Source organism: Williamsia deligens (genome assembly GCF_024171765.1).
Taxonomy (GTDB): domain Bacteria; phylum Actinomycetota; class Actinomycetes; order Mycobacteriales; family Mycobacteriaceae; genus Williamsia_A; species Williamsia_A deligens.
Genome location: NZ_JAMTCI010000003.1, coordinates 29340 through 49903, shown reverse-complemented (window position 1 = coordinate 49903; position 20564 = coordinate 29340). Strand labels below are relative to the sequence as shown.

Here is a 20564-nt window from a genome sequence, read left to right as displayed (position 1 = left end):
CCGTCACCACTCACCACGCTCACCACTCTCCACACTCACACAGCTCATCGTCAGACCCCGACTATCCCAGACCGGGACGGGGCAGGGAACGCTCACCGTCGCCTCAGGCGCCCAGCAGTTCTCCCGCGAGGTACCCCGCGACCCGGTCGAGCGCGACGCGCTCCTGGCGCATGGTGTCGCGCTCACGGATCGTGACGGCCTGGTCGTCGAGGGTGTCGAAGTCGACGGTGACGCAGAACGGCGTCCCGATCTCGTCCTGACGGCGGTACCGCTTCCCGATGCCCTGAGCGTCGTCGAAGTCGACGTTCCAGTGCTTGCGCAGTTCGGCCGCGAGGTCGCGGGCCTTCGGCGACAGCTGCTCGTTGCGCGACAGCGGCAGCACCGCGGCCTTCACCGGCGCGAGGCGACGGTCGAGGGCGAGAACCGTGCGGGTGTCGGTGCCGCCCTTGGCGTTCGGCACCTCCTCCTCCTTCAGCGCGTCGACGAGGAACGCCATGAGCGACCGCGTCAGGCCGGCCGCGGGCTCGATGACGAACGGGGTGTAGCGCTCACCGGACGCCTGGTCGAAGAACGAGAGGTCCTCACCCGAGTGCTTGCTGTGCGTCGACAGGTCGAAGTCGGTGCGGTTCGCGACGCCCTCGAGCTCACCCCAGGGGTTGCCCGAGAAGCCGAACTTGTACTCCACGTCGACGGTGCGCTTGGAGTAGTGCGAGAGCTTCTCCTGCGCGTGTTCGTAGAGGCGCAGGTTCTCCGGGTCGACGCCGAGATCGACGTACCAGGCCAGGCGATGGTCGATCCAGTACTGGTGCCACGTCTCGTCCTCGCCGGGCTTGACGAAGAACTCCATCTCCATCTGCTCGAACTCGCGGGTGCGGAAGATGAAGTTGCCCGGCGTGATCTCGTTGCGGAAGCTCTTGCCGATCTGCGCGATGCCGAACGGCGGCTTCTTGCGGGCCGTCGTCATCACGTTCTTGAAGTTCACGAAGATGCCCTGGGCGGTCTCCGGACGGAGGTAGTGCAGACCCTCCTGATCGTCGACGGGACCGAGATAGGTCTTCATCAGTCCGCTGAAGGCGCGGGGTTCGGTCCAGCTGCCCGGCTGCCCGGTCTCGGGATCGTTGATGTCGGCGAGGCCGTTCTCCGGCGGGTGGCCGTGCTTGATCTCGTAGGCCTCGATGAGGTGGTCCGCGCGATACCGCTTGTGCGTGTGCAGCGACTCGACGAGGGGGTCGGAGAACACCTCGACGTGGCCGGACGCCTCCCACACCTGACGCGGCAGGATCACCGACGAGTCGAGACCGACGACGTCGTCACGGCTGGTCACCATGCTGCGCCACCACTGCCGCTTGATGTTGTCCTTCAGTTCGACACCGAGGGGGCCGTAGTCCCACGCCGACTTGGTACCGCCGTAGATCTCGCCGCACGGGTACACCAACCCCCGGCGCTTGCAGAGATTGACGACGGCGTCGACACGATTGCTTGGACCGGCCACGGTGGACAGCACTCCATGGGTGTGAGGGGAACGGGAACCCTGGGAACTCTAGTCGCGCCGGGGGCCTGCCCCGACCCCGCCCGGGGACGGTCGTGCGCACGCCGGACGATTGACATGGCGCGGTGTGCATATGAGAATCGTTTCCGATAAGGAGGTGGCGACACCCATGACCGAACACACCGTCGGGGTCGATGCACCCGGGGTCGGCGGACACGGCGCCGAGGACGAGACATCCGCTCGCCCGGCACCCGTCGTGCTGGAGGGCGCCGGCGAGCTGCTGCGCGCACTCGCGGCGCCCGTCCGCATCGCGATCGTCCTGGCCCTGCTCGACCGCGAACAGTGCGTGCACGAGCTCGTCGGCGTCCTCGGTGTCACCCAGCCGCTGGTCAGCCAGCATCTGCGGGTGCTGAAGTCAGCGGGTGTCGTCGTCGGCCAACGGACCGGTCGCGAGATCCTCTACCGCCTCGTCGACGACCACCTGGCGCACATCGTCACCGACGCCGTCGCCCATGCCCGGGAGAACACCGCGCGAGAGGTCCGGTCGTGAGCCGCGACGGCGCGGTCGCCCCGGTGACCCCCGGCGTGCGGTCCACCCGTCAGCGCAGCGCGATCGCCGACCTGCTGGGCACCGTCGACGAGTTCCGGTCGGCGCAGGAACTCCACGACGCCCTGCGGGCCGACGGCCAGTCGATCGGGCTGACCACCGTCTACCGCAACCTGCAGGCCCTCGCCGACGCGGGCGAGATCGACGTGTTGCGCACCGACTCCGGCGAGAACCGGTACCGGAGGTGTTCGACGGGCCACCACCACCATCTGGTGTGTCGTCGGTGCGGCTCGACCGTCGAGGTCCAGGCCGACCCGGTCGAGGACTGGGCGCGGACGGTGTCCGCGGAGTTCGGGTTCCGCGACGTCAGCCACACCGTCGAGGTGTTCGGCACCTGCTCGGACTGCGCCGACTGACCACGGCCGACTGATCACCGCCGACTGACCACCGCCGGCGGCCCGCGGCCGCCGGGGTCCGCTCAGTCGGTGAGTCGCCGGGACAGGTCGGCGCCGATGGACAGCACCAGCGTCACCATCGTGATCAACGCCGAGTCACCGAGGCCGCCCGCGGGGAACGTGTAGTGCTGCAGGACGTCCGTCGTCACGCCGTCGGACGCCCGACGCACCGTCCCGAAGCTCATCTCGGCGGCGAGGGCCTCGATGTCGTCACGCAGTGCGTCGGTGTTGGGCAGGTCCCACGCCAGCACCTGCGTCAGGGACAGCACATCGAGGCCATCCGCCAGCGACATCGCCTGCACCGCGGCGCGGGTGCCGTCGAAGGCGAGCGTCAACGAGACCCCGTCGTCGCCGCGGATCACCTCGAGCGAGGACTCCAGCAGCTGGGCGAGACGCTCGGCGAGTGCGGGCGCACCGCCCTCTCCGGGCGCGGTCACGTCGCCGGCCGGGACAGGTCGACGCCGCCGAAACGGCGGTCGCGCGAGGCGTATTCGACGCATGCGGCCCACAGGTCGCGGCGGTCGAAATCGGGGAACAGCGTCTTCTGGTAGACCATCTCGGCGTAGGCCGACTGCCACAGCAGGAAGTTGGAGATGCGCTGCTCCCCCGACGGACGCAGGAAGAGGTCCACGTCGGGCATGTCCGGCTCGTCGAGGTGACGGGCCACCGTCTCCTCGGTGATCCGGTCCGGGTCGAGTTCGCCCGCGGCGACACGACGGGCGATGTCGCGCACCGCGTCGGCGATCTCGGCCCGACCGCCGTAGTTCACGCACATCGTGAGGTTCATGACGGTGTTGTCCCGCGTCATCTCCTCGGCCACCTCGAGTTCCTTGATGACGCTGCGCCACAGGCGCGGTCGGCGTCCGGCCCAGCGGACCCGGACACCGAGGGCGTGCATCTCGTCGCGGCGTCGGCGGATGACGTCGCGGTTGAACCCCATGAGGAACCGGACCTCGTCCGGGCTGCGCGACCAGTTCTCCGTCGAGAACGCATACGCCGACAGCCACGTCACGCCGAGTTCGATGCAGCCCTCGACGGTGTCCATCAGCACGGCCTCACCGCGCTTGTGTCCCTCCGTGCGCGGCAGACCACGGTCGGTCGCCCAGCGGCCGTTGCCGTCCATCACCAGAGCGACGTGCCGGGGGACGAGTTCCTTCGGCAGTGCCGGGGGGCGCGCCCCCGAGGGATGCGGCGTCGGGGGGCGCACGACGTGCGCTTCCCGGTCAGCCTGCCGCGTCGCGGAGCGGCGTCGGACCACCATCGGTGACGTCCTTCCCGGCGCGGTGCGGCGCCTCACGTTCGATCAGCGGCAACGTGCGCAGCTGACGTTCCAGATGCCACTGCAGATGCGCCGCCGTCAGACCACTGGTCTGCTTGCGCACGGTCGCGGACACACCCTCGGTGTGTTCCCACCGACCGCGGTGCAGATCCTCCATCAACTCCAGGACGCCCGGCGCGGGGGTGGCCGACCCCTGCGGCCGACAGTGCAGGCACACCGCACCTCCGGCGGCGGCGTGGAACGCACGGTGCGGGCCGGGGGCTCCACAGCGGGCGCAGCTCGTGAGGGCCGGCATCCATCCGGCGAAGTCCATCGCCCGCAGCAGGAACGCGTCGAGGACGTAGTCCCGGGGCCGCTCCCCCGCCGCGATCGCCCGCAACGCACCGACGGTGAGCGTGTGCAACCGGTCCGCGGGCGCGCGCTCCTCGCCCGCGAGTCGCTCCGCGGTCTCGAGGACGGCGCAGGCGCTGGTGTAGCGGCCGTAGTCGGCGACGATCGGCGACGCGAACGCGTCGAGGCTCTCGACCTGGGTGACGATGTCGAGGTTGCGCCCCGGGTGCAGCAGCACGTCGACGTGGGCGAACGGCTCCAGCCGCGCGCCGAATTTCGACCGCGTCCGACGCACCCCCTTCGCGACCGCTCGGACGAGTCCGTTGCCGCGGGTGAGCAGGGTGACGATGCGATCGGCCTCGCCCAGCTTGTGCTGACGGACCACCACCGCCTGATCCCGATACACCCTCACGGGGTCAGTCTCCCACCGTGCGCGGCTGCGCCGTGGCGGACACGGCCGGGGCGGCCGCCTCCGGTACCGGCTCGCGTCGCCAGTTCCTGCCGTCGTAGAGGCGCGTCGCCACCGACCCCAGCAGCAGACCGAGGAGCAACCCCACCCCGGTGCTCACCAGCGAGTGCCCGAGGCCGGCGCGGAAGTCGCCACCGAAGTAGAGGATCGACCGCACACCGAGGTAGATCTGCCGCATGGGTTCGACCTCGGCCAGCCACCCGAACACCCGCGGACTGGCCTCCAGCGGCACCGCACCGCCCGAGGACGGGAGGCCGAGGATGACGAAGAAGATCAGGTTCGCGATCATGCCCGGCGTCCCGAACAGTGCCATCACCGACGACGCCGTCACCCCGACCGCCGTGATCGCCAGGGTCGAGTACATCCACAGCGTGAACGGGGCCGGGTTGTCCATCCCGACAGCGGCGCAGACACCGATGTACAACGCGGACTGCACCATCGCGATGACGAACATGATCCACCACTTCGCGACGAGCGTCCCCCGCCGCGAGATCGGCAACCGCGGCCGGAGACGGAACCGCGGCCCGATCTCGATGGGGATGAACCCGAGCATCCCGTCGACCAGCGAGTGCACGATCAGCGCACCGGTGAACCCGGCGAGCACCAGCAGGATCGTGAAGTAGAACGCCGACAGGCCGTTCGCGGCTCCGCCGGGCAACGGATCGGCGTCGACGACGTCGAACACCACAGGGGCGGCGAAGGCGTAGGACGCGAGACCGGGGAACGCGATCCGGTTCTGCGACAACCGGTCCCGGACGGTTTGGGTCAGCTGCTTGCCGAACTGCTCGTTGACCTGGGTCTTGATGCGGTCGATGGCGGTGGTGGTGATCGACGACGCGAATGTCCCCGACCGTCGGTTGGTGAGCACCTGGATCGTCGGCGGGGTCGGGGTGTCCCGGCCGATCACGGACCCGGCGAGATCGATGGCCTGCTGGGAGAAGTCGGCCGGGATGACGATCGCGCCGTAGGACTGCGCCGACCCGAGACGGTCGATCGCGGTGCCGCGGTCGGTGACACGGACGTCGATGCCGGTGCCCTTCGTGCCCTCGACGACGCCCTGGGTGACCTGCTTGCCGAACTCCGCCCGGGGGGCGTTCTCCCCCTGGGAGGCGCCCGCGTCGTCGTTCACCAGGTCGATGGAGAAGTCGTGCAGGTTCTTCTCCGTGTCGACGATCGCGCCCATGTACATCGCCGCGAGCAGCGACATCACGGCGAGCACAGCCGCGATGGGCGCGATCCAGAACCGGGGCGTGGAGATCAGGTGCAGGACCGCATCACGGGAGGAGCCGGAATCCTCCCCGGATTCGTGCCGACCCACTCAGAAACCCATCCGCCGCAGCTGACGTGGGTCACGCTGCCAGTCCTTCGCCACCTTGACGTGCAGGTCGAGGTAGACCTTCGTGCCCAGCAGCTTCTCGATCTGCGTCCGGGCCGCGGTGCCGACCTCCTTGAGCCGGGACCCACGGTGGCCGATGATGATCCCCTTCTGGCTGTCGCGCTCGACGTAGAGGATGGCGTGGACGTCGACCATCGGCGGCGCGTCGGCCGGACGGTCCTCGCGCTCGATGACCTCCTCGATCACCACGGCCAGGGAGTGCGGCAGCTCATCGCGCACACCCTCCAGCGCCGCCTCGCGGATGAACTCGGCCATCAGGACCTGCTCGGGCTCGTCCGTCAGCTCGCCGTCGGGGTAGAACGCGGGGCCCGGCTCCATCATCCCGACGAGCACGTCGGTCAGGATGTCGAGCTGCTGGCCCGACTTCGCCGACACGGGGACCACCTCGCGCTCGGGACCCAGCAGGGCCGAGAGCCCCAGCAGCTGCTTGGCGACGCGGTCCGGGGTGACCCGGTCGATCTTGGTGACGACGCCGAAGATCGGCGTCTTCGGTGCCATGCGGGTCACCTGGTCGACGATCCAGCGGTCACCGGGCCCGATGTTCTCGTCGGCCGGGATGCAGATGCCGACCGCGTCGACCTCGGAGTAGGTGTCGCGGACCAGATCGTTGAGACGCTGCCCCAGCAGCGTGCGCGGACGGTGCAACCCGGGGGTGTCCACCAGGATGAGCTGGGCGTCGGGCCGGTTGACGATGCCACGGATGGTGTGGCGGGTGGTCTGCGGCCGGTTGGAGGTGATGGCGATCTTCTCGCCCACCAGCGCGTTGGTCAGCGTCGACTTCCCGGTGTTCGGGCGTCCGACGAAACACACGAAGCCCGAACGGAACTCGGGATCCGGCCCGGTCATGCCCGGCCCGCCGCATCCGCGTGGTCGTCGGCATCGGCCGTCTCCCGACGATCATGGTCGGTGTCCACGGTCGTGTCGTCGTCGGAGTCCCGCGGGGCGACACGACGTGCCAGCGCGGAGGTGATCCGCAGCCGGCCCTGGCGGTTGGGGCCGCCCTCGGCGACCAGTTCGAGTCCGTGGGTCTCGATCCGCGCACCGGGCAGCGGCACACGGCCGAGTTCCAGGGCGATGAGACCCCCCACGGTGTCGACCTCGTCGTCGTCGATCTCGACGTCGAACAGCTCGCCGAGGTCCTCGACGGGCAACCGGGTGGAGACGCGGAACCGCTCGTCGCCGAGATCGTCGACCGGCGGCACCTCGTCGGTGTCGTACTCGTCGTTGATCTCGCCGACGATCTCCTCGAGGACGTCCTCGATGGTCACCAGGCCCGCGATCCCGCCGTACTCGTCGACGAGCATCGCCATGTGGTTGCGCAACCGCTGCATGTCGGCGAGCACACGGTCGAGCGGTTTGGAGTCGGGGATGAACTCGGCGGGTCGCATGACGTCGGAGACGCGCACGCTCGCCTCCGACCACCGCGAGGAGACCACGTGCTCGGCGAGGTCCTTGAGGTAGACGATGCCCGTCACGTCGTCGGGGTTCTCGCCGATCACCGGGATCCGCGAGTGGCCCGACCGCACGGCGAGGCTCATCGCCTGTGCCGGGGTCTTGTCGGACTCGATCCAGATCATCTCCGGACGCGGCACCATCACCTCGCGGGCCGAGGTGTCGCCGAGGTCGAACACGGACTGGATCATGCGGCGCTCACCGGCGTCGACGACACCCCGCGCCTCGGCCATGTCGACCAGCTCGCGCAACTCGACCTCCGTGGCGAAGGGACCGTTCCGGAACCCCTTGCCCGGGGTGATCGCGTTGCCCAACAGGATCAGCAGACGCGTGACCGGGCGGATCAGGAACCCCAGCGCCTGCAGCACCGCCGCCGAGGACAGGCCGATCGAGTAGGCGTGCTGGCGTCCGAGGGTGCGGGGACCCACGCCCACCACCACGTAACTGATGATCGCCATCACCACGACGGTCACCAGCACGGTGACGGCGGGCGAGAACGCGTCGAAGAGCACCACGGCGACGATCGCGGTGGCCGCGATCTCGCACACGATGCGCAGCAGGGTGGTGAGACCGACGTAGGTGGCGCGGTCGACGAGGATGTCGCGCAGACGGGTCGACCCCGGACGGTCCTCGCGGATCATCTCGTCGACGCGGGCGACGGAGACGGTGAGCAGCGCGGTGTCGATGGCGGCGAACAGGCCGCCGAGCGGCACCAGGACGATCGCCACGACGATCAACCAGAGATCGGTCAGGACCATCGGGTCACCGGTCCCGGCGGGTGTCGCCGCCGGTGAAGCCGATGCGGTCGAGCAGACTCGAGTCGCGGGCCTCCTGGCGTCGTCGACTCTCGTCGCGGCGCTGCTCGACGTACCAGTCGTCGACGATGCGGCCCTGCAGACCGAACATCTCCTTCTCCTCCTCGGGCTCGGCGTGGTCGTAGCCGAGGAGGTGCAGGACGCCGTGCACGGTGAGGATCACCAGTTCGTGGTCGACCGGGTGCTGCGCCGACGCGGCCTGGGCCGCGGCGAACGACGGGCACAGGACGATGTCGCCGAGCATGGCCGGTCCGGGGTCCGGCGCATCCGGTCGACCACCGGGGGTCAGCTCGTCCATCGGGAAGCTCATGACGTCGGTCGGTCCGGGAAGGTCCATCCAGCGCAGATGCAGTTCGGCCATGGTCTCGTCGTCGACGAGCACCATCGACAACTCCGCGGCGGGGTGGACGTCCATCGCCTCCAACGCGAACCCGGCCACCGCCACGAGCATCACCTCGTCGACGTCGACGCCCGACTCGTTGGAGATCTCGATGCTCATGGGGTCCATCCGATCACGAATCGGACCCTGATCACGAACGGCGGGCGGCCGGACCGGCACGCCGAGCGGTGCGATTGCCGCCGCGCGCGATGTCCTGCGCCTCCTCGAACCTGCCGTAGGCGTCGACGATGTCGGCGACGAGACGGTGCCGGACGACGTCGGAGCTGGTCAGGGTCGCGAAGTGGATGTCGTCGATGCCGTCGAGGATGCGGGCCGCGGTCCGCAGACCGCTCTCCGCAGCACCCGGGAGGTCCACCTGGGTGACGTCACCTGTGACGACCACTTTCGAGCCGAAGCCCAGACGCGTGAGGAACATCTTCATCTGCTCGCCGGTGGTGTTCTGCGCCTCGTCGAGGATGATGAACGCGTCGTTGAGTGTCCGACCGCGCATGTAGGCCAGCGGGGCGACCTCGATCACGCCGGCGGCCATCAGCTTCGGGATCGCGTCGGGGTCCATCATGTCGTGCAGGGCGTCGTGCAGCGGCCGCAGATACGGGTCGATCTTGTCGTTGAGGGTGCCCGGCAGGAACCCCAGACGCTCGCCCGCCTCCACGGCGGGACGCGTCAGGATGATCCGGCTCACCGCCTTCGCCTGCAGCGACTGCACCGCCTTGGCCATGGCGAGATACGTCTTGCCGGTGCCGGCGGGTCCCATCCCGAACACGATCGTGTTCGTGTCGATGGCGTCGACGTAGCGCTTCTGGTTCAGCGTCTTGGGGCGGATCGTCTTGCCGCGCCGGGAGATGATGTCGAGGCTGAGCACGTCGGCGGGCGACGCGCCGGATCCGTCCGACATCATCGTCACGCTGTGCCGGACCAGGTCGGGTGTCAGCGTGGTTCCGTGGCGGACGATCGAGATCAGTTCGGCCAGAACGCGTTCGGCGAGGGCGACATCGGCGGGGATGCCGGTCAGCGTCACCCGGTTGCCCCGCACGTGGATGTCGGCGGTGAGCAGTTCCTCGAGCGCGCGCAGGTTGCGGTCGCCGGTTCCGAGCAGTCCGACGACGACGTCCGGCGACACCTCCATGCTGGATTCAGCCCGCTGGGGTGCACCCGCGGTGATGGCGTCGGTCACGAAGGTGGTCGCTCCTACTCGTCGTCTGCTGCGACACCCGGCGTGGGTCGACGAGTGTTCGACCTCCCAGTCTACCCGTGTGGACCCGCACGGGTCCCGCTCGTTTCCGCAGGACTAGATCCCGAGGTGTCGCAGGGTCTCCCGGTGCGACCGGCTGGAGGGCTCCAGGAACGCCTCGTGGCCCTCGCCGCGGACGGTCACGAGCTCGGCGGACTGTCCCCGCGCCGTGACGGTGTCGACGTAGGCCGCGCTGAGCTCGAGGGGGACGGCGGTGTCGGCGTCGCCGGCGACGACCACGACGTGCGCCGGGAAGGGGTCGAGGTGAGCCGGTGAGGCACTGCGGTACCGGTGTGGGGTCGACGCGTAGTCGGCGCCCATGAAGGCGGCGAGCCGCTCGTGGCCGCGCTCGCCCACGAGGACGAGGTCCGACGCGGGAGCCTGGGCCACCACCGTCGCGATGGTGAGGAATCGGGTGCGGGCGCCGATCCTCGCGACCGCCCAGAGCGCGAGTTGGCCCCCGGCCGAGTGCGCGACGACGGAGACGTCGCGGTCGACGCGGGCGAGCAACGACCGGCCGACGGCGTCGCGCACCGGACCGTCCAGTGCGAGCAGAGCGTTGGTCACGTCGTACCCCGACTGCGGCCAGCCGCCGCCGTCCTCGCCGGCGCGCCGGTACTCCACGTTCCAGACGATGGCACCGCGCTCGGCGAGGTCCCGTGCGACCGGCGTCTGCACCATCAGGCCGAAATCGGTGGACCAGTAGCCGCCGTGGACGATCACCACCACGGGGACGCTCGGCGCGTCCGGGTCGTCGACCGCCGGTTCGTCGGGCAGGTACAGGTGACCGAACTGGGACTCCTGGGGTCCGTAGGGCACCTTCACACGTCGCATCGCGCTGACCCCCTCATGGCGATGATCCTGTCATCGCGCACCGGCCTCAGCGAGCCGACGACCACCGTCGGGTGCGTACCCCGATGGCGCCGAGGGCGACGGCCGCGGCGGTCGAGGTGCGGAGCACCTCGGGGCCCATCCGCACCGCGCGGGCACCCAGCGCGACGAGGTCGTCGAGCTCACCGGGGTCGAGCCCGCCCTCGGGTCCGACGACCAGCACGATGCCGGTGGCGTCGCCCAGGGGGAGGTCGGCGAGGTCGGCGGGCGCCGACTCGTGCAACACGAGCGCGACCCCGCCGGCGCCGACCACGTCGGCGACGATCCCGCGGACCTCGGACGTCGCGACGGGCCCGTCGACCACCGGGATCCGGGGACGGCGGCTCTGCTTCGCGGCCGTCGCCGCGGTCGCAGACCACTTGCGGATCCCCTTCTCGGCCCGCGATCCCACCCAGCGGCTGACACAGCGCGCGCTCTGCCACGCGACGATCCGGTCGACACCGGCCTCGGTGGCGAGCTCGACGGTGAGTTCGGACCGATCCGACTTCGGCAGCGCCTGCACCAGGGTCACCGGGGGCTCGGGCTGCGGTACGGCTCGGCGCGACACCACGCGGTACCGGAGCCGGTCCTTGGCCAGGGTGGTGTCGACATCGCACTCGGCGATCGTCCCGACACCGTCGGAGACGGTGATGCGGTCTCCGGCCACGATGCGCGTGACCGTCACCGCATGATGACCCTCGGTGCCGCCGAGATCGGCGAGGGCACCGACCGCGGGCACCTCCTCGACCCAGAACAGCGGAGGTGTCATCGGACCGGTCCCGTCATTCCCGCCGACCGATCAGCGGCCGGCGAAGGCGTTGCGCAGTCGGGAGAAGAGTCCACCGGTCGTGGCCGACGCGGTGTCGACGAGTTCGATGTGTTCACCCGTCGCGACCGCCCGGTAGGCCCTGAGCTTCTCGGTCTGCTTGTGGTCCAGGCGGGTGGGGACGACCACGTCGAGGTGGACGTGCAGGGTGCCGCGCACGCCGGTGTGCAGGTGCGGCATGCCGTGACCCTTCACGGTGACGACCTGGCCGGGCTGCGTCCCGGCGTCGACGGTCACGGTGGCCCGCCCGCCGAGGACGGTGTCGATGTCGATCGACCCGCCCAGTGCGGCGTCGACCATCGGGACCCGCACGGTGCAGTGCAGGTCGTCGCCGTCGCGCAGGAACACCTCGTGCGGCTTGGCGATCACCTCGACGTACAGGTCACCCGCCGGACCGCCACCGGGGCCGACCTCGCCCTGGCCCTGCAGGCGCACACGCATGCCCTCGCCGACGCCGGCGGGGATCTTGACCGTCAACGTCCGGCGCGAGCGCACGCGTCCGTCGCCGGCGCACTTGCGGCAGGGGTCGGGGATGATCTGGCCGGCACCGTTGCAGGTCGGGCACGGACGCGACGTCATCACCTGTCCGAGGAAGGACCGCTGCACCGACTGGATCTCGCCGGCACCCTTGCAGATGTCACAGGTGACGGGCTTGCTGCCCTCGTTGCCGCCCTGGCCCTTGCACACGTCGCACAGCACGGCGGTGTCCACGGTGACCTCCTTGCTGACGCCCGCGGCGCACTCCTCGAGGTCGAGCTGCAGGCGCAGGAGCGCGTCGGACCCGGGCTGCACACGCCCGCGCGGACCGCGTCCGCCGCCGCCCGCGCCGGCACCGAAGAACGCCTCGAACACGTCACCGAGACCGCCGCCGCCGAAGCCGCCGAACCCACCGCCGGATCCTGCCGTCGCCAGCGGGTCCCCACCGGCGTCGACGATGCGGCGCTTCTCGGGATCCGACAGCACCTCGTATGCCGTCGAGACCTCGGCGAAGCGCTGCTGGGCCTGGTCGTCGGGGTTGACGTCGGGGTGGAGTTCGCGGGCCAGCTTGCGGTAGGCGCGCTTGATCTCCGCGTCGGAGGCACCGGGAGCGATGCCCAGGGTGCCGTAGTAGTCACGTGCCACGGTGGAAGCCATGTCTTTCACTCGGTCGATCGGAGGAACGGTTCGTCGGGTGCTCGGGGGCGTCGGATGCTCGGGGCGCGCTCAGCGCTCGGCCAGCACCTCACCGACATATCTGGCAACGGCGGCGACCGACGCGATCGTTCCCGGGTAGTCCATCCGGGTGGGCCCCACGACGCCGAGGCCACCGAACACCGTGCCGGAGGCACCGTACCCGGTGGACACCACCGAGGCGCCACGCAGGTTCTCGGTGTTCGTCTCCTCCCCGATCTGCACGGTGACCCGCCCCGGCATGCCGGCGGCCGCCAGGAGTTTGAGCACCACGACCTGCTCCTCGAGTGCCTCGAGCACCGAGTCCATCGACCCCTGCACGGGGGTGAAGTCGGCCGCGGCGCGCGCCAGGTTCGAGGTGCCGCCGAGGACGAGACGGTCGTCGGACCGCTCGACGAGGGTGTCGACGAGGACCGTCGCGATCCGGATGACGGCGGGCCGGATGTCGTCGGGGGCGTCGTTGGCCAGCTCGGCGACGGCGTGGGAGGCCACCTCCAGCCGGCGACCGTGCAGCGCGGAGGAGAACATGTCGCGCATCCGCGCGATGTCGGTGTCGTCGCGGGGTTCGCCGAGATCCACCATCCGCTGCTCGACGCGACCGGTGTCGGTGATGACCACCAGCAGCAGTCGCGACGGACTCAGCGAGACCACCTCGAGGTGGCGCACCGTCGCCGACGAGAGCACCGGGTACTGGATGATGGCGACCTGCCGGGTGAGCTGGGCCAGCAGCCGGACCGACCGTCGCAGCACGTCGTCGAGGTCGACCCCGGAGTCGAGGAAGCTCAGGATCGCGCGGCGCTCGACCGACGAGAGCGGCTTGACCTCGGAGATGCGGTCGACGAACAGGCGATAGCCCTTGTCGGTGGGGACGCGGCCGGAGCTGGTGTGCGGCTGGGCGATGTACCCCTCGGCCTCGAGCACGGCCATGTCGTTGCGGATCGTCGCGCTGGAGACACCGAGGTGGTGACGGTCCACCAGCGCCTTCGACCCGATCGGCTCCTGCGTCGCGACGTAGTCGGTGACGATCGCGCGCAACACCTCGAACCGTCGTTCGTCCGTACTCGACATGGGCGACACCTCCGTCCGCGTGCGGCACAGACCCCGTCGGGGTGCTCGGGGCCTGGCGTCGAGTTTACGGGGACGCGCAGGTCGCATCCGTCGCGGACGTCGGCGCGGCACGACCCCCACGCCCACCTCGCGGCGATCGCCTACCGTGGTCTTCTCGACCGAGAGGGGACGTGTCCGTGATCTTCAAGGGTGTCCGCAACGGCAAGCCCTACCGCGATCACGGTCTGTCGACCCGCGACTGGGCCAAGATCCCGCCCCGACAGTTCCGCCTGGACCAGCTGACCACCGTCACCACGGCGCTGGCGCTGGACAAGCTGCTCTCCGAGGACTCGACGTTCTACGGCGACCTGTTCGCCCACGTCGTGCGCTGGCACGGCGAGATGTACCTCGAGGACGGTCTGCACCGGGCCGTGCGGTCGGCGCTGCGCAACCGTCACGTCATCCACGCGCGGTTGCTCGACCTCGACGCGCTCGGCATGGACGCACCGGCATCGACGGGGGCATCCGACGCCGACGCGGTGACCACCGAACCGATCGCGACCCCGCAGGCCGCGACCGGGCCCGTCACGTCGCGGTCAGCAGATCCCGGACCACAGCATCGGCGAGCAGACGCCCACGGGTGGACAGAACCACCCGATCGTCGCGCCGCTCGATGAGGCCGTCGGCGACGAGCCGATCGGCCTCGGCCACCTCGGCGGGGTGCAGGTCGGCGATCGCCAGCCCCTCCCGTCGACGGACGGCGAGCATCACCCGCTCCGTGTGACGTTCGTCATCCGTCAGCATCTCGACCACCGAGATCGGCAGGGTGCCCTGCGCCAGCGCGGCGGCGTGACGCGCCGGGTGCTTCACCGTCGCGAACCGGACCCCACCGATGTGCGAGTGCGCGCCCGGGCCGACACCCCACCAGTCGGCGGAGTCCCAGTAGCCGAGGTTGTGACGACACCGCGCGGACGGGTCGCCGGCACGCGCCCAGTTCGACACCTCGTACCACTCCAGACCTGCGGCGGTCAGTCGCGCGTCGATGGCCTCGTATCGGTCGGCGAGGACGTCGTCGTCGGGCGCGGGGAGTTCGCCGCGCCGGACCCGTCGGGCCAGGGCGGTCCCGTCCTCGACGATCAACGCATACGCCGACACGTGGTCGACGCCGGCGGAGAGCACCGCGTCGAGGGTGTCGTCCATGTCGGCCGGCCGCTCCCCCGGCGTCCCGTAGATCACGTCGAGGTTGACGTGGGCCAGCCCGGCGGCGCGCGCCTCGCGGGCGGCGGCGACGGCGCGTCCGGGACTGTGCACGCGGTCGAGCGTGGCCAGGACGTGCGGGGCCGCGGACTGCATGCCGAGCGACACCCGGGTGAACCCCGCCGCGACCAGTCCGTCGAAGAACTCCGGCGAGGTCGACTCCGGGTTGGACTCCGTGGTGACCTCGGCGTCGACGTCGAGCTCGAACGCGTCGCGGACCGCGTCCATCACCGCACCCAGCCCGTCGGCACCCAGCAGCGACGGCGTCCCACCGCCGACGAACACGGTCGACACGGGTCGTGCGGGCTGCAGCGCGGCGGCCGCGAGTCTCAGCTCGACGGTGATCGCCGACAGCCAGGACGCGGGCGACGAGGACGAGCCGAGCTCCCCCGCGGTGTAGGTGTTGAAGTCGCAGTAGCCGCACCGGGTGGCGCAGAACGGGACGTGGACGTAGACGCCGAGGGGTGTCGTCGGGTCGACCCGGTCGAGGTGCAGGGTCGGCGTCGACGCCTCGGATGTGCTCACCTCCCCATCATCGGCCTGCGGTCCCGACCATCGCGAACCCGCCGCACGTCGGGTGGTTTCGCTCACAGTGAACCCAAATCGGCCCAAGTAGACCCCCCGGTGGGGCCCGTGGCACCATGGACCCGTGATCTCACCAGGGGTGTGGCTGGCGCAGCGTCGGCACATCGATCTCAAGCGCGTCTGCAGCGCATTCTGTCGACCCTGACCGCCCGCTCGTCCCTCGTCACCGCTCGCCCAGGGCACGACGACCACCGGACCAGCCGGCGATGACCGACCCCCGGATCAGATTTCCCCGGTAGTGCGCGTCTGCGTGCGCCGACAGCCCCAGGAGCATCAACGATGACGTCGTCCACCGACGCCGAGAACGCGGCACCACGCGCCCGCCGCCCCCGACCGGCCAAGCGCCGGGCCGAGGGCCAGTGGAAGCTGGGCTATCGCGAGCCGCTGAACCCCAACGAGCAGGTCAAGAAGGACGACAACCCGCTCAACGTGCGGGCCCGCGTGGAGAACATCTACTCCAAGCAGGGGTTCGACTCGATCGACAAGCAGGACCTGCGGGGCCGACTGCGCTGGTGGGGTCTCTACACCCAGCGCGCACAGGGCTACGACGGCACGTGGACCGGGGACGAGAACATCGACATCCTCGAGGACAGCCACTTCATGATGCGGGTCCGCTGCGACGCGGGCGCCCTGACCGCGGAGCAGCTGCGGACCATCGGGCAGATCTCGACGGAGTTCGCCCGGGACACCGCGGACCTGTCCGATCGCGAGAACGTCCAGTACCACTGGATCCGGATCGAGGACGTCCCGACCATCTGGGAGCGCCTGGAGTCGGTCGGGCTGAAGACCACCGAGGCGTGTGGCGACTGCCCGCGCGTCGTGCTGGGGTCACCGCTCGCCGGTGAGGCCGTCGACGAGGTCCTCGACCCGACCCCGGCGATCGACGAGATCGTCCGCCGGTACATCGGCGACCCGACCTACTCCAACCTCCCGCGCAAGTTCAAGACCGCCGTCTCGGGTCTGCAGGACGTGGCGCACGAGGTCAACGACATCGCGTTCATCGGTGTCGAGCACCCCGATCACGGCCCCGGGCTCGACCTGTGGGTCGGCGGCGGGCTGTCGACGAACCCCATGCTGGCGCAGCGCGTCGGTGCGTGGATCCCGCTCGACGAGGTCCCCGACGTGTGGGAGGCGGTCGTCAGCCTCTTCCGCGACTACGGCTACCGGCGCCTGCGCGCCAAGGCCCGCCTGAAGTACCTGCTCAAGGACTGGGGGATGGAGAAGTTCCGCCAGGTCCTCGAGGACGAGTACCTCGGCCGGAAGCTCGTCGACGGTCCGGCGCCCGAGCCGCTCGCGGCCCCGCGCGACCACGTCGGTGTGCAGCCGCTGAAGAACGGGCTCAACGCCGTCGGGTTCGCGGCCATCGCCGGTCGCGTCTCGGGGTCGACGCTGTCCGCCGTCGCCGATGCGGCGCAGCGCGCCGGGTCCGACCGCATCCGGTTCACCCCGTACCAGAAGCTGGTCGTCCTCGACGTCCCCGACGACGCGGTCGACACACTCATCGTGGAGCTGCGCCCGCACGGCCTCGACGGCCGTCCGTCGCGGTGGCGCCGCAACCTCATCGCCTGCTCGGGGATCGAGTTCTGCAAGCTCTCGTTCACCGAGACGCGCAAGCGCAGCCAGGCCCTGGTGCCCGAGCTGGAGGACCGTCTCGCCGACATCGACGCCCAGCTCGACGTGCCGATCACGGTCAACATCAACGGCTGCCCGAACTCGTGCGCGCGCGCCCAGATCGCGGACATCGGGTTCAAGGGCCAGCTGATCGAGGACGACAACGGCGACCACGTCGAGGGCTTCCAGGTGCACCTGGGCGGCAGCCTCGGTCAGGACGCCGGCTTCGGTCGCAAACTCCGTCAGCACAAGGTCACGACCGGCGAACTCGGTGACTACATCGATCGCGTGGTGCGAAACTTTGTGAAGTATCGCGAAGACGGCGAGCGTTTCGCCCAGTGGGCGGTCCGCGCCGACGAGGAGGATCTCCGATGAGCACTGCACTCCGGGTGGAGGCCACCCTGCGGGACATCGCCGAGCAGGGCGCCCGCGACCTCGGTCCCGATGCCGACCCCGCCGACCTGCTCCGCTGGACGGCGGCGACGTTCGGCACCGACTTCGTCGTCGCGTCCAACATGCAGGACGCGGCCCTGGTCGACCTCGCCGTCGACTCGATCGCGCCCGAGGCACTGCACGGCGAGAAGCTCAAGGTGCTGTTCCTCGACACCGGTTACCACTTCGCCGAGACCCTCGGCACCCGCGACGCCGTCGAGCAGGTCTACGGCGTCGAGATGGTGAACGTCCTCCCCGAGCACTCCCCCGCCCAGCAGGACGAACTCCTCGGCCGCAACCTGTTCGCGTCCGACCCCGCGGAGTGCTGCCGCCTGCGCAAGGTGGTGCCGTTGCAGAACACGCTGTCCGGCTACAGCGCGTGGGTCACCGGCATCCGGCGCGTCGAGTCACCGACGCGCGCGAACGCCCCGCTCATCTCGTTCGACGAGACCTTCGGGCTGGTGAAGATCAACCCGATCGCCGCCTGGACCGACGAGCAGATGCAGGACTACATCGACCGGCGCGGTGTGCTGGTGAACCCCCTGGTGGACGAGGGGTACCCCTCCATCGGGTGCGCGCCGTGCACCGCCAAACCCGCCCCCGGGACCGATCCGCGCAGCGGCCGCTGGGCCGGGCGCTCGAAGACAGAATGCGGGTTGCACGCATGACCGTTCCCGACACCGACATCGCGTCGGTGCCCCCGGCCGCGCACGACGACGATCGCGTGTACGACACCCTCGACGCCCTGGAGTCCGAGGCCGTCCACATCATCCGGGAGGTGGCCGGCGAGTTCGACCGACCGGTCATCCTGTTCTCGGGTGGCAAGGACTCCACCGTCCTGTTGCACCTCGCCATCAAGGCGTTCTGGCCCGCGCCCGTGCCGTTCGCCCTGCTGCACGTCGACACCGGACACAACCTGCCCGAGGTGCTCGCGTTCCGCGACGAGGTCGTCGCCCGCCACGGTCTGCGACTGCACGTCGCGAAGGTGGAGGACTATCTCGCCGACGGTCGACTCACCGAACGTCCCGACGGCGTCCGCAACCCGTTGCAGACCGTGCCCCTGCTCGACGCGATCACCGGGAACCGCTTCGACGCGGTGTTCGGCGGAGCTCGGCGCGACGAGGAGCGCAGCCGCGCCAAGGAGCGGATCTTCTCTCTGCGCAACGCCTTCGGCCAGTGGGACCCCAAGCGGCAACGCCCGGAACTGTGGAACCTCTACAACGGTCGTCATGCCGCGGGTGAGCACGTCCGCGTGTTCCCGCTCTCGAACTGGACCGAGCTCGACGTCTGGCGCTACATCGCCCGCGAGCAGGTGCTGCTGCCGCCGATCTACTACGCGCACGAGCGCGACGTGTTCGAGCGCGACGGCATGTGGATGACCCCCGGTCCGTGGGGCGGACCGCGCGACGGCGAACAGCTGCAACGACTCTCGGTGCGCTACCGCACCGTCGGCGACGGCTCCACCACCGGCGCGGTCCTGTCGGACGCGGCCGACAACGAGGCGGTGCTGGCCGAGGTGGCCGCGTCGCGACTGACCGAGCGCGGGGCCACCCGCGGCGACGACCGTGTGTCCGAGGCCGCCATGGAGGACCGCAAGCGAGAGGGCTACTTCTGATGAGCGACCTGCTGCGCATCGCCACCGCCGGCAGCGTCGACGACGGGAAGTCCACCCTCGTCGGCCGCCTGCTGTACGACACGAAATCCGTTCTGGCCGACCAGATCGACGCGGTGACCCGCGCCTCGGTCGACCGCGGCCTCGACACGCCCGACCTGTCGCTGCTCGTCGACGGCCTGCGCGCCGAGCGGGAACAGGGCATCACGATCGACGTCGCCTACCGCTACTTCGCGACGCCGCGGCGCAGCTTCGTCCTCGCCGACACCCCGGGCCACGTGCAGTACACCCGCAACACCGTCTCGGGCGCGTCCACCGCCCAGCTGGTGATCCTGCTCGTCGACGCGCGCAACGGCATCGTCACCCAGACCCGTCGGCACGCCGCGGTCATGGCGCTGCTCGGCGTCCCGCGACTCGTGTTGGCGGTCAACAAGATCGACCTCGTCGACGACGCCGAGAGCGTCTTCGCCCGCATCCGGGACGACTTCGCCGATCTCACCCACGCGTTGGGTTGGGATGACGAGCACATCCAGGCGATCCCCGTGTCGGCGCTGCGCGGCGACAACATCGCCGCGCGTGCGACGACCTCCGACTTCTACGACGGCCCCACGCTCATCGAGCACTTGGAGTCGGTGCCGAACGAGGCCGACCGCGCACCCGTCGGCGCCCGGTTCCCGGTGCAGTACGTGATCCGGCCGCGTACGGCGGAGCACCCCGACTACCGCGGGTACGCGGGCCAGGTCGCCGCGGGCGAGATCCACGTCGGCGACGAGGTCGTCGTGCTGCCGTCGGGGCAGCGCACCACGGTCACCGGCATCGACACCGCCGACGGCTCGCTGCGCTCGGCACACACCGGACGCAGTGTCACGGTGCTCCTCGCCGACGACCTCGACGTCTCGCGCGGCGATCTCATCGCCGCGGTGTCCGATGCCCCCGAACCCACCTCCGCCTTCACCGCCACCCTGTGCTGGCTGGGGGACAAGCCGCTGGCACCCGGGGCGCGCCTGCTGCTCAAGCACGGGACCCGCACCACCCCGGCGATCGTCGGCACCCTCGACGCCCTCTTCGACGAGCAGGACCTGCGGATCGACGATGCGCCGGAGTCGTTGGCCCTCAACCAGATCGGTCGCGTCTCGCTGCAGACCGCCGAGCCGATCGCGGCCGACGACTACCAGGTGAACCGCGAGACCGGCAGCTTCCTGCTGATCGACCCGCAGGGCGGGAACACGCTCGCCGCGGGCCTCGTCGGAGACGCGCTGTCCGGACTACGGCTCGCAGCACTCGTCTGACC

At 70.2% G+C, this 20564-nt stretch carries 21 protein-coding genes; 7 read left to right on the top strand and 14 right to left on the bottom strand.

What is annotated here, in order from left to right:
* Positions 1–103: 103 nt before the first annotated feature.
* Entirely contained in the window at positions 104–1492 is a 1389-nt protein-coding gene (locus LX14_RS17460; RefSeq protein WP_253648650.1) for a glycine--tRNA ligase, read from the bottom strand.
* A gap of 166 nt (positions 1493–1658) precedes the next feature.
* Between LX14_RS17460 and LX14_RS17455 the strand changes: the two genes are divergently transcribed.
* Together LX14_RS17455 and LX14_RS17450 are read left to right on the top strand one after the other, a co-directional pair.
* Entirely contained in the window at positions 1659–2039 is a 381-nt protein-coding gene (locus tag LX14_RS17455) for an ArsR/SmtB family transcription factor (protein WP_253648649.1), read from the top strand.
* Positions 2036–2452 carry a Fur family transcriptional regulator gene (locus tag LX14_RS17450; RefSeq protein WP_253648648.1) on the top strand — a complete coding sequence of 139 codons (417 nt, stop codon included), beginning with the start codon at positions 2036–2038 and terminating at the stop codon, positions 2450–2452. The genes LX14_RS17455 and LX14_RS17450 overlap by 4 nt, the downstream gene beginning before the upstream one ends.
* A 62-nt stretch (positions 2453–2514) precedes the next feature.
* Here the strand turns inward: LX14_RS17450 and LX14_RS17445 are convergent, their stop codons facing one another.
* The 12 genes from LX14_RS17445 to hrcA all read right to left on the bottom strand — a co-directional run bounded on the left by LX14_RS17445 (position 2515) and on the right by hrcA (position 13797).
* Entirely contained in the window at positions 2515–2928 is a 414-nt protein-coding gene (locus tag LX14_RS17445) for a hypothetical protein (RefSeq protein ID WP_253648647.1), read from the bottom strand.
* On the bottom strand, positions 2925–3752 hold the full coding sequence (locus LX14_RS17440; RefSeq protein ID WP_253648646.1) for an isoprenyl transferase: 828 nt from the start codon (positions 3750–3752) through the stop codon (positions 2925–2927). The genes LX14_RS17445 and LX14_RS17440 overlap by 4 nt, the downstream gene beginning before the upstream one ends.
* Complete coding sequence (gene recO, locus LX14_RS17435) at positions 3715–4512, bottom strand: DNA repair protein RecO (RefSeq protein WP_253648645.1); 798 nt, start codon at positions 4510–4512, stop codon at positions 3715–3717. Before recO ends, LX14_RS17440 begins: the two co-directional genes overlap by 38 nt.
* 4 nt (positions 4513–4516) lie before the next feature.
* Entirely contained in the window at positions 4517–5887 is a 1371-nt protein-coding gene (locus LX14_RS17430) for a YhgE/Pip domain-containing protein (protein WP_253648644.1), read from the bottom strand.
* A complete protein-coding gene (era, locus tag LX14_RS17425; RefSeq protein WP_253648643.1) occupies positions 5888–6811 on the bottom strand; it encodes a GTPase Era in 924 nt (307 codons plus the stop codon).
* Positions 6808–8175 carry a hemolysin family protein gene (locus tag LX14_RS17420; protein ID WP_253648642.1) on the bottom strand — a complete coding sequence of 456 codons (1368 nt, stop codon included), beginning with the start codon at positions 8173–8175 and terminating at the stop codon, positions 6808–6810. Before LX14_RS17420 ends, era begins: the two co-directional genes overlap by 4 nt.
* A 4-nt stretch (positions 8176–8179) precedes the next feature.
* Positions 8180–8731: an rRNA maturation RNase YbeY gene (ybeY, locus tag LX14_RS17415; protein ID WP_253648641.1), complete on the bottom strand. Its 552-nt coding sequence runs from the start codon at positions 8729–8731 to the stop codon at positions 8180–8182.
* A 31-nt stretch (positions 8732–8762) separates the two neighbouring features.
* Positions 8763–9758 carry a PhoH family protein gene (locus LX14_RS17410; protein ID WP_253648889.1) on the bottom strand — a complete coding sequence of 332 codons (996 nt, stop codon included), beginning with the start codon at positions 9756–9758 and terminating at the stop codon, positions 8763–8765.
* 162 nt (positions 9759–9920) lie between these two features.
* Positions 9921–10697 carry an alpha/beta hydrolase family protein gene (locus LX14_RS17405; protein WP_253648640.1) on the bottom strand — a complete coding sequence of 259 codons (777 nt, stop codon included), beginning with the start codon at positions 10695–10697 and terminating at the stop codon, positions 9921–9923.
* 46 nt (positions 10698–10743) lie between these two features.
* Complete coding sequence (locus LX14_RS17400) at positions 10744–11502, bottom strand: 16S rRNA (uracil(1498)-N(3))-methyltransferase (protein ID WP_253648639.1); 759 nt, start codon at positions 11500–11502, stop codon at positions 10744–10746.
* A 30-nt stretch (positions 11503–11532) separates the two neighbouring features.
* Positions 11533–12681, bottom strand: coding sequence for a molecular chaperone DnaJ (gene dnaJ, locus LX14_RS17395; RefSeq protein ID WP_253648888.1), 1149 nt, complete (start codon positions 12679–12681; stop codon positions 11533–11535).
* Positions 12682–12762: 81 nt separating this feature from the next.
* Positions 12763–13797, bottom strand: coding sequence for a heat-inducible transcriptional repressor HrcA (gene hrcA / locus LX14_RS17390; protein WP_253648638.1), 1035 nt, complete (start codon positions 13795–13797; stop codon positions 12763–12765).
* 176 nt (positions 13798–13973) lie between these two features.
* Here hrcA and LX14_RS17385 point away from each other — a divergent pair, with 176 nt between their 5' ends.
* A complete protein-coding gene (locus LX14_RS17385) occupies positions 13974–14453 on the top strand; it encodes a type II toxin-antitoxin system VapB family antitoxin (RefSeq protein ID WP_253648887.1) in 480 nt (159 codons plus the stop codon).
* Here the strand turns inward: LX14_RS17385 and hemW are convergent.
* Positions 14362–15558, bottom strand: a complete 1197-nt coding sequence (hemW, locus tag LX14_RS17380; RefSeq protein ID WP_253648637.1) for a radical SAM family heme chaperone HemW — start codon at positions 15556–15558, stop codon at positions 14362–14364. The genes LX14_RS17385 and hemW overlap by 92 nt on opposite strands.
* Before the next feature lie 339 nt (positions 15559–15897).
* Between hemW and LX14_RS17375 the strand changes: the two genes are divergently transcribed.
* The 4 genes from LX14_RS17375 to LX14_RS17360 are packed head-to-tail and all read left to right on the top strand — an operon-like array spanning position 15898 to position 20562.
* The gene (locus tag LX14_RS17375) at positions 15898–17604 is read left to right on the top strand and encodes a nitrite/sulfite reductase (RefSeq protein ID WP_253648636.1); all 1707 of its coding nucleotides are present in this window, start codon (positions 15898–15900) and stop codon (positions 17602–17604) included.
* Positions 17601–18329, top strand: a complete 729-nt coding sequence (locus LX14_RS17370; protein WP_253648635.1) for a phosphoadenylyl-sulfate reductase — start codon at positions 17601–17603, stop codon at positions 18327–18329. Before LX14_RS17375 ends, LX14_RS17370 begins: the two co-directional genes overlap by 4 nt.
* The gene (gene cysD / locus LX14_RS17365) at positions 18311–19276 is read left to right on the top strand and encodes a sulfate adenylyltransferase subunit CysD (RefSeq protein WP_372505429.1); all 966 of its coding nucleotides are present in this window, start codon (positions 18311–18313) and stop codon (positions 19274–19276) included. Before LX14_RS17370 ends, cysD begins: the two co-directional genes overlap by 19 nt.
* Entirely contained in the window at positions 19276–20562 is a 1287-nt protein-coding gene (locus LX14_RS17360; RefSeq protein ID WP_253648633.1) for a sulfate adenylyltransferase subunit 1, read from the top strand. Before cysD ends, LX14_RS17360 begins: the two co-directional genes overlap by 1 nt.
* Positions 20563–20564 lie beyond the last annotated feature (2 nt).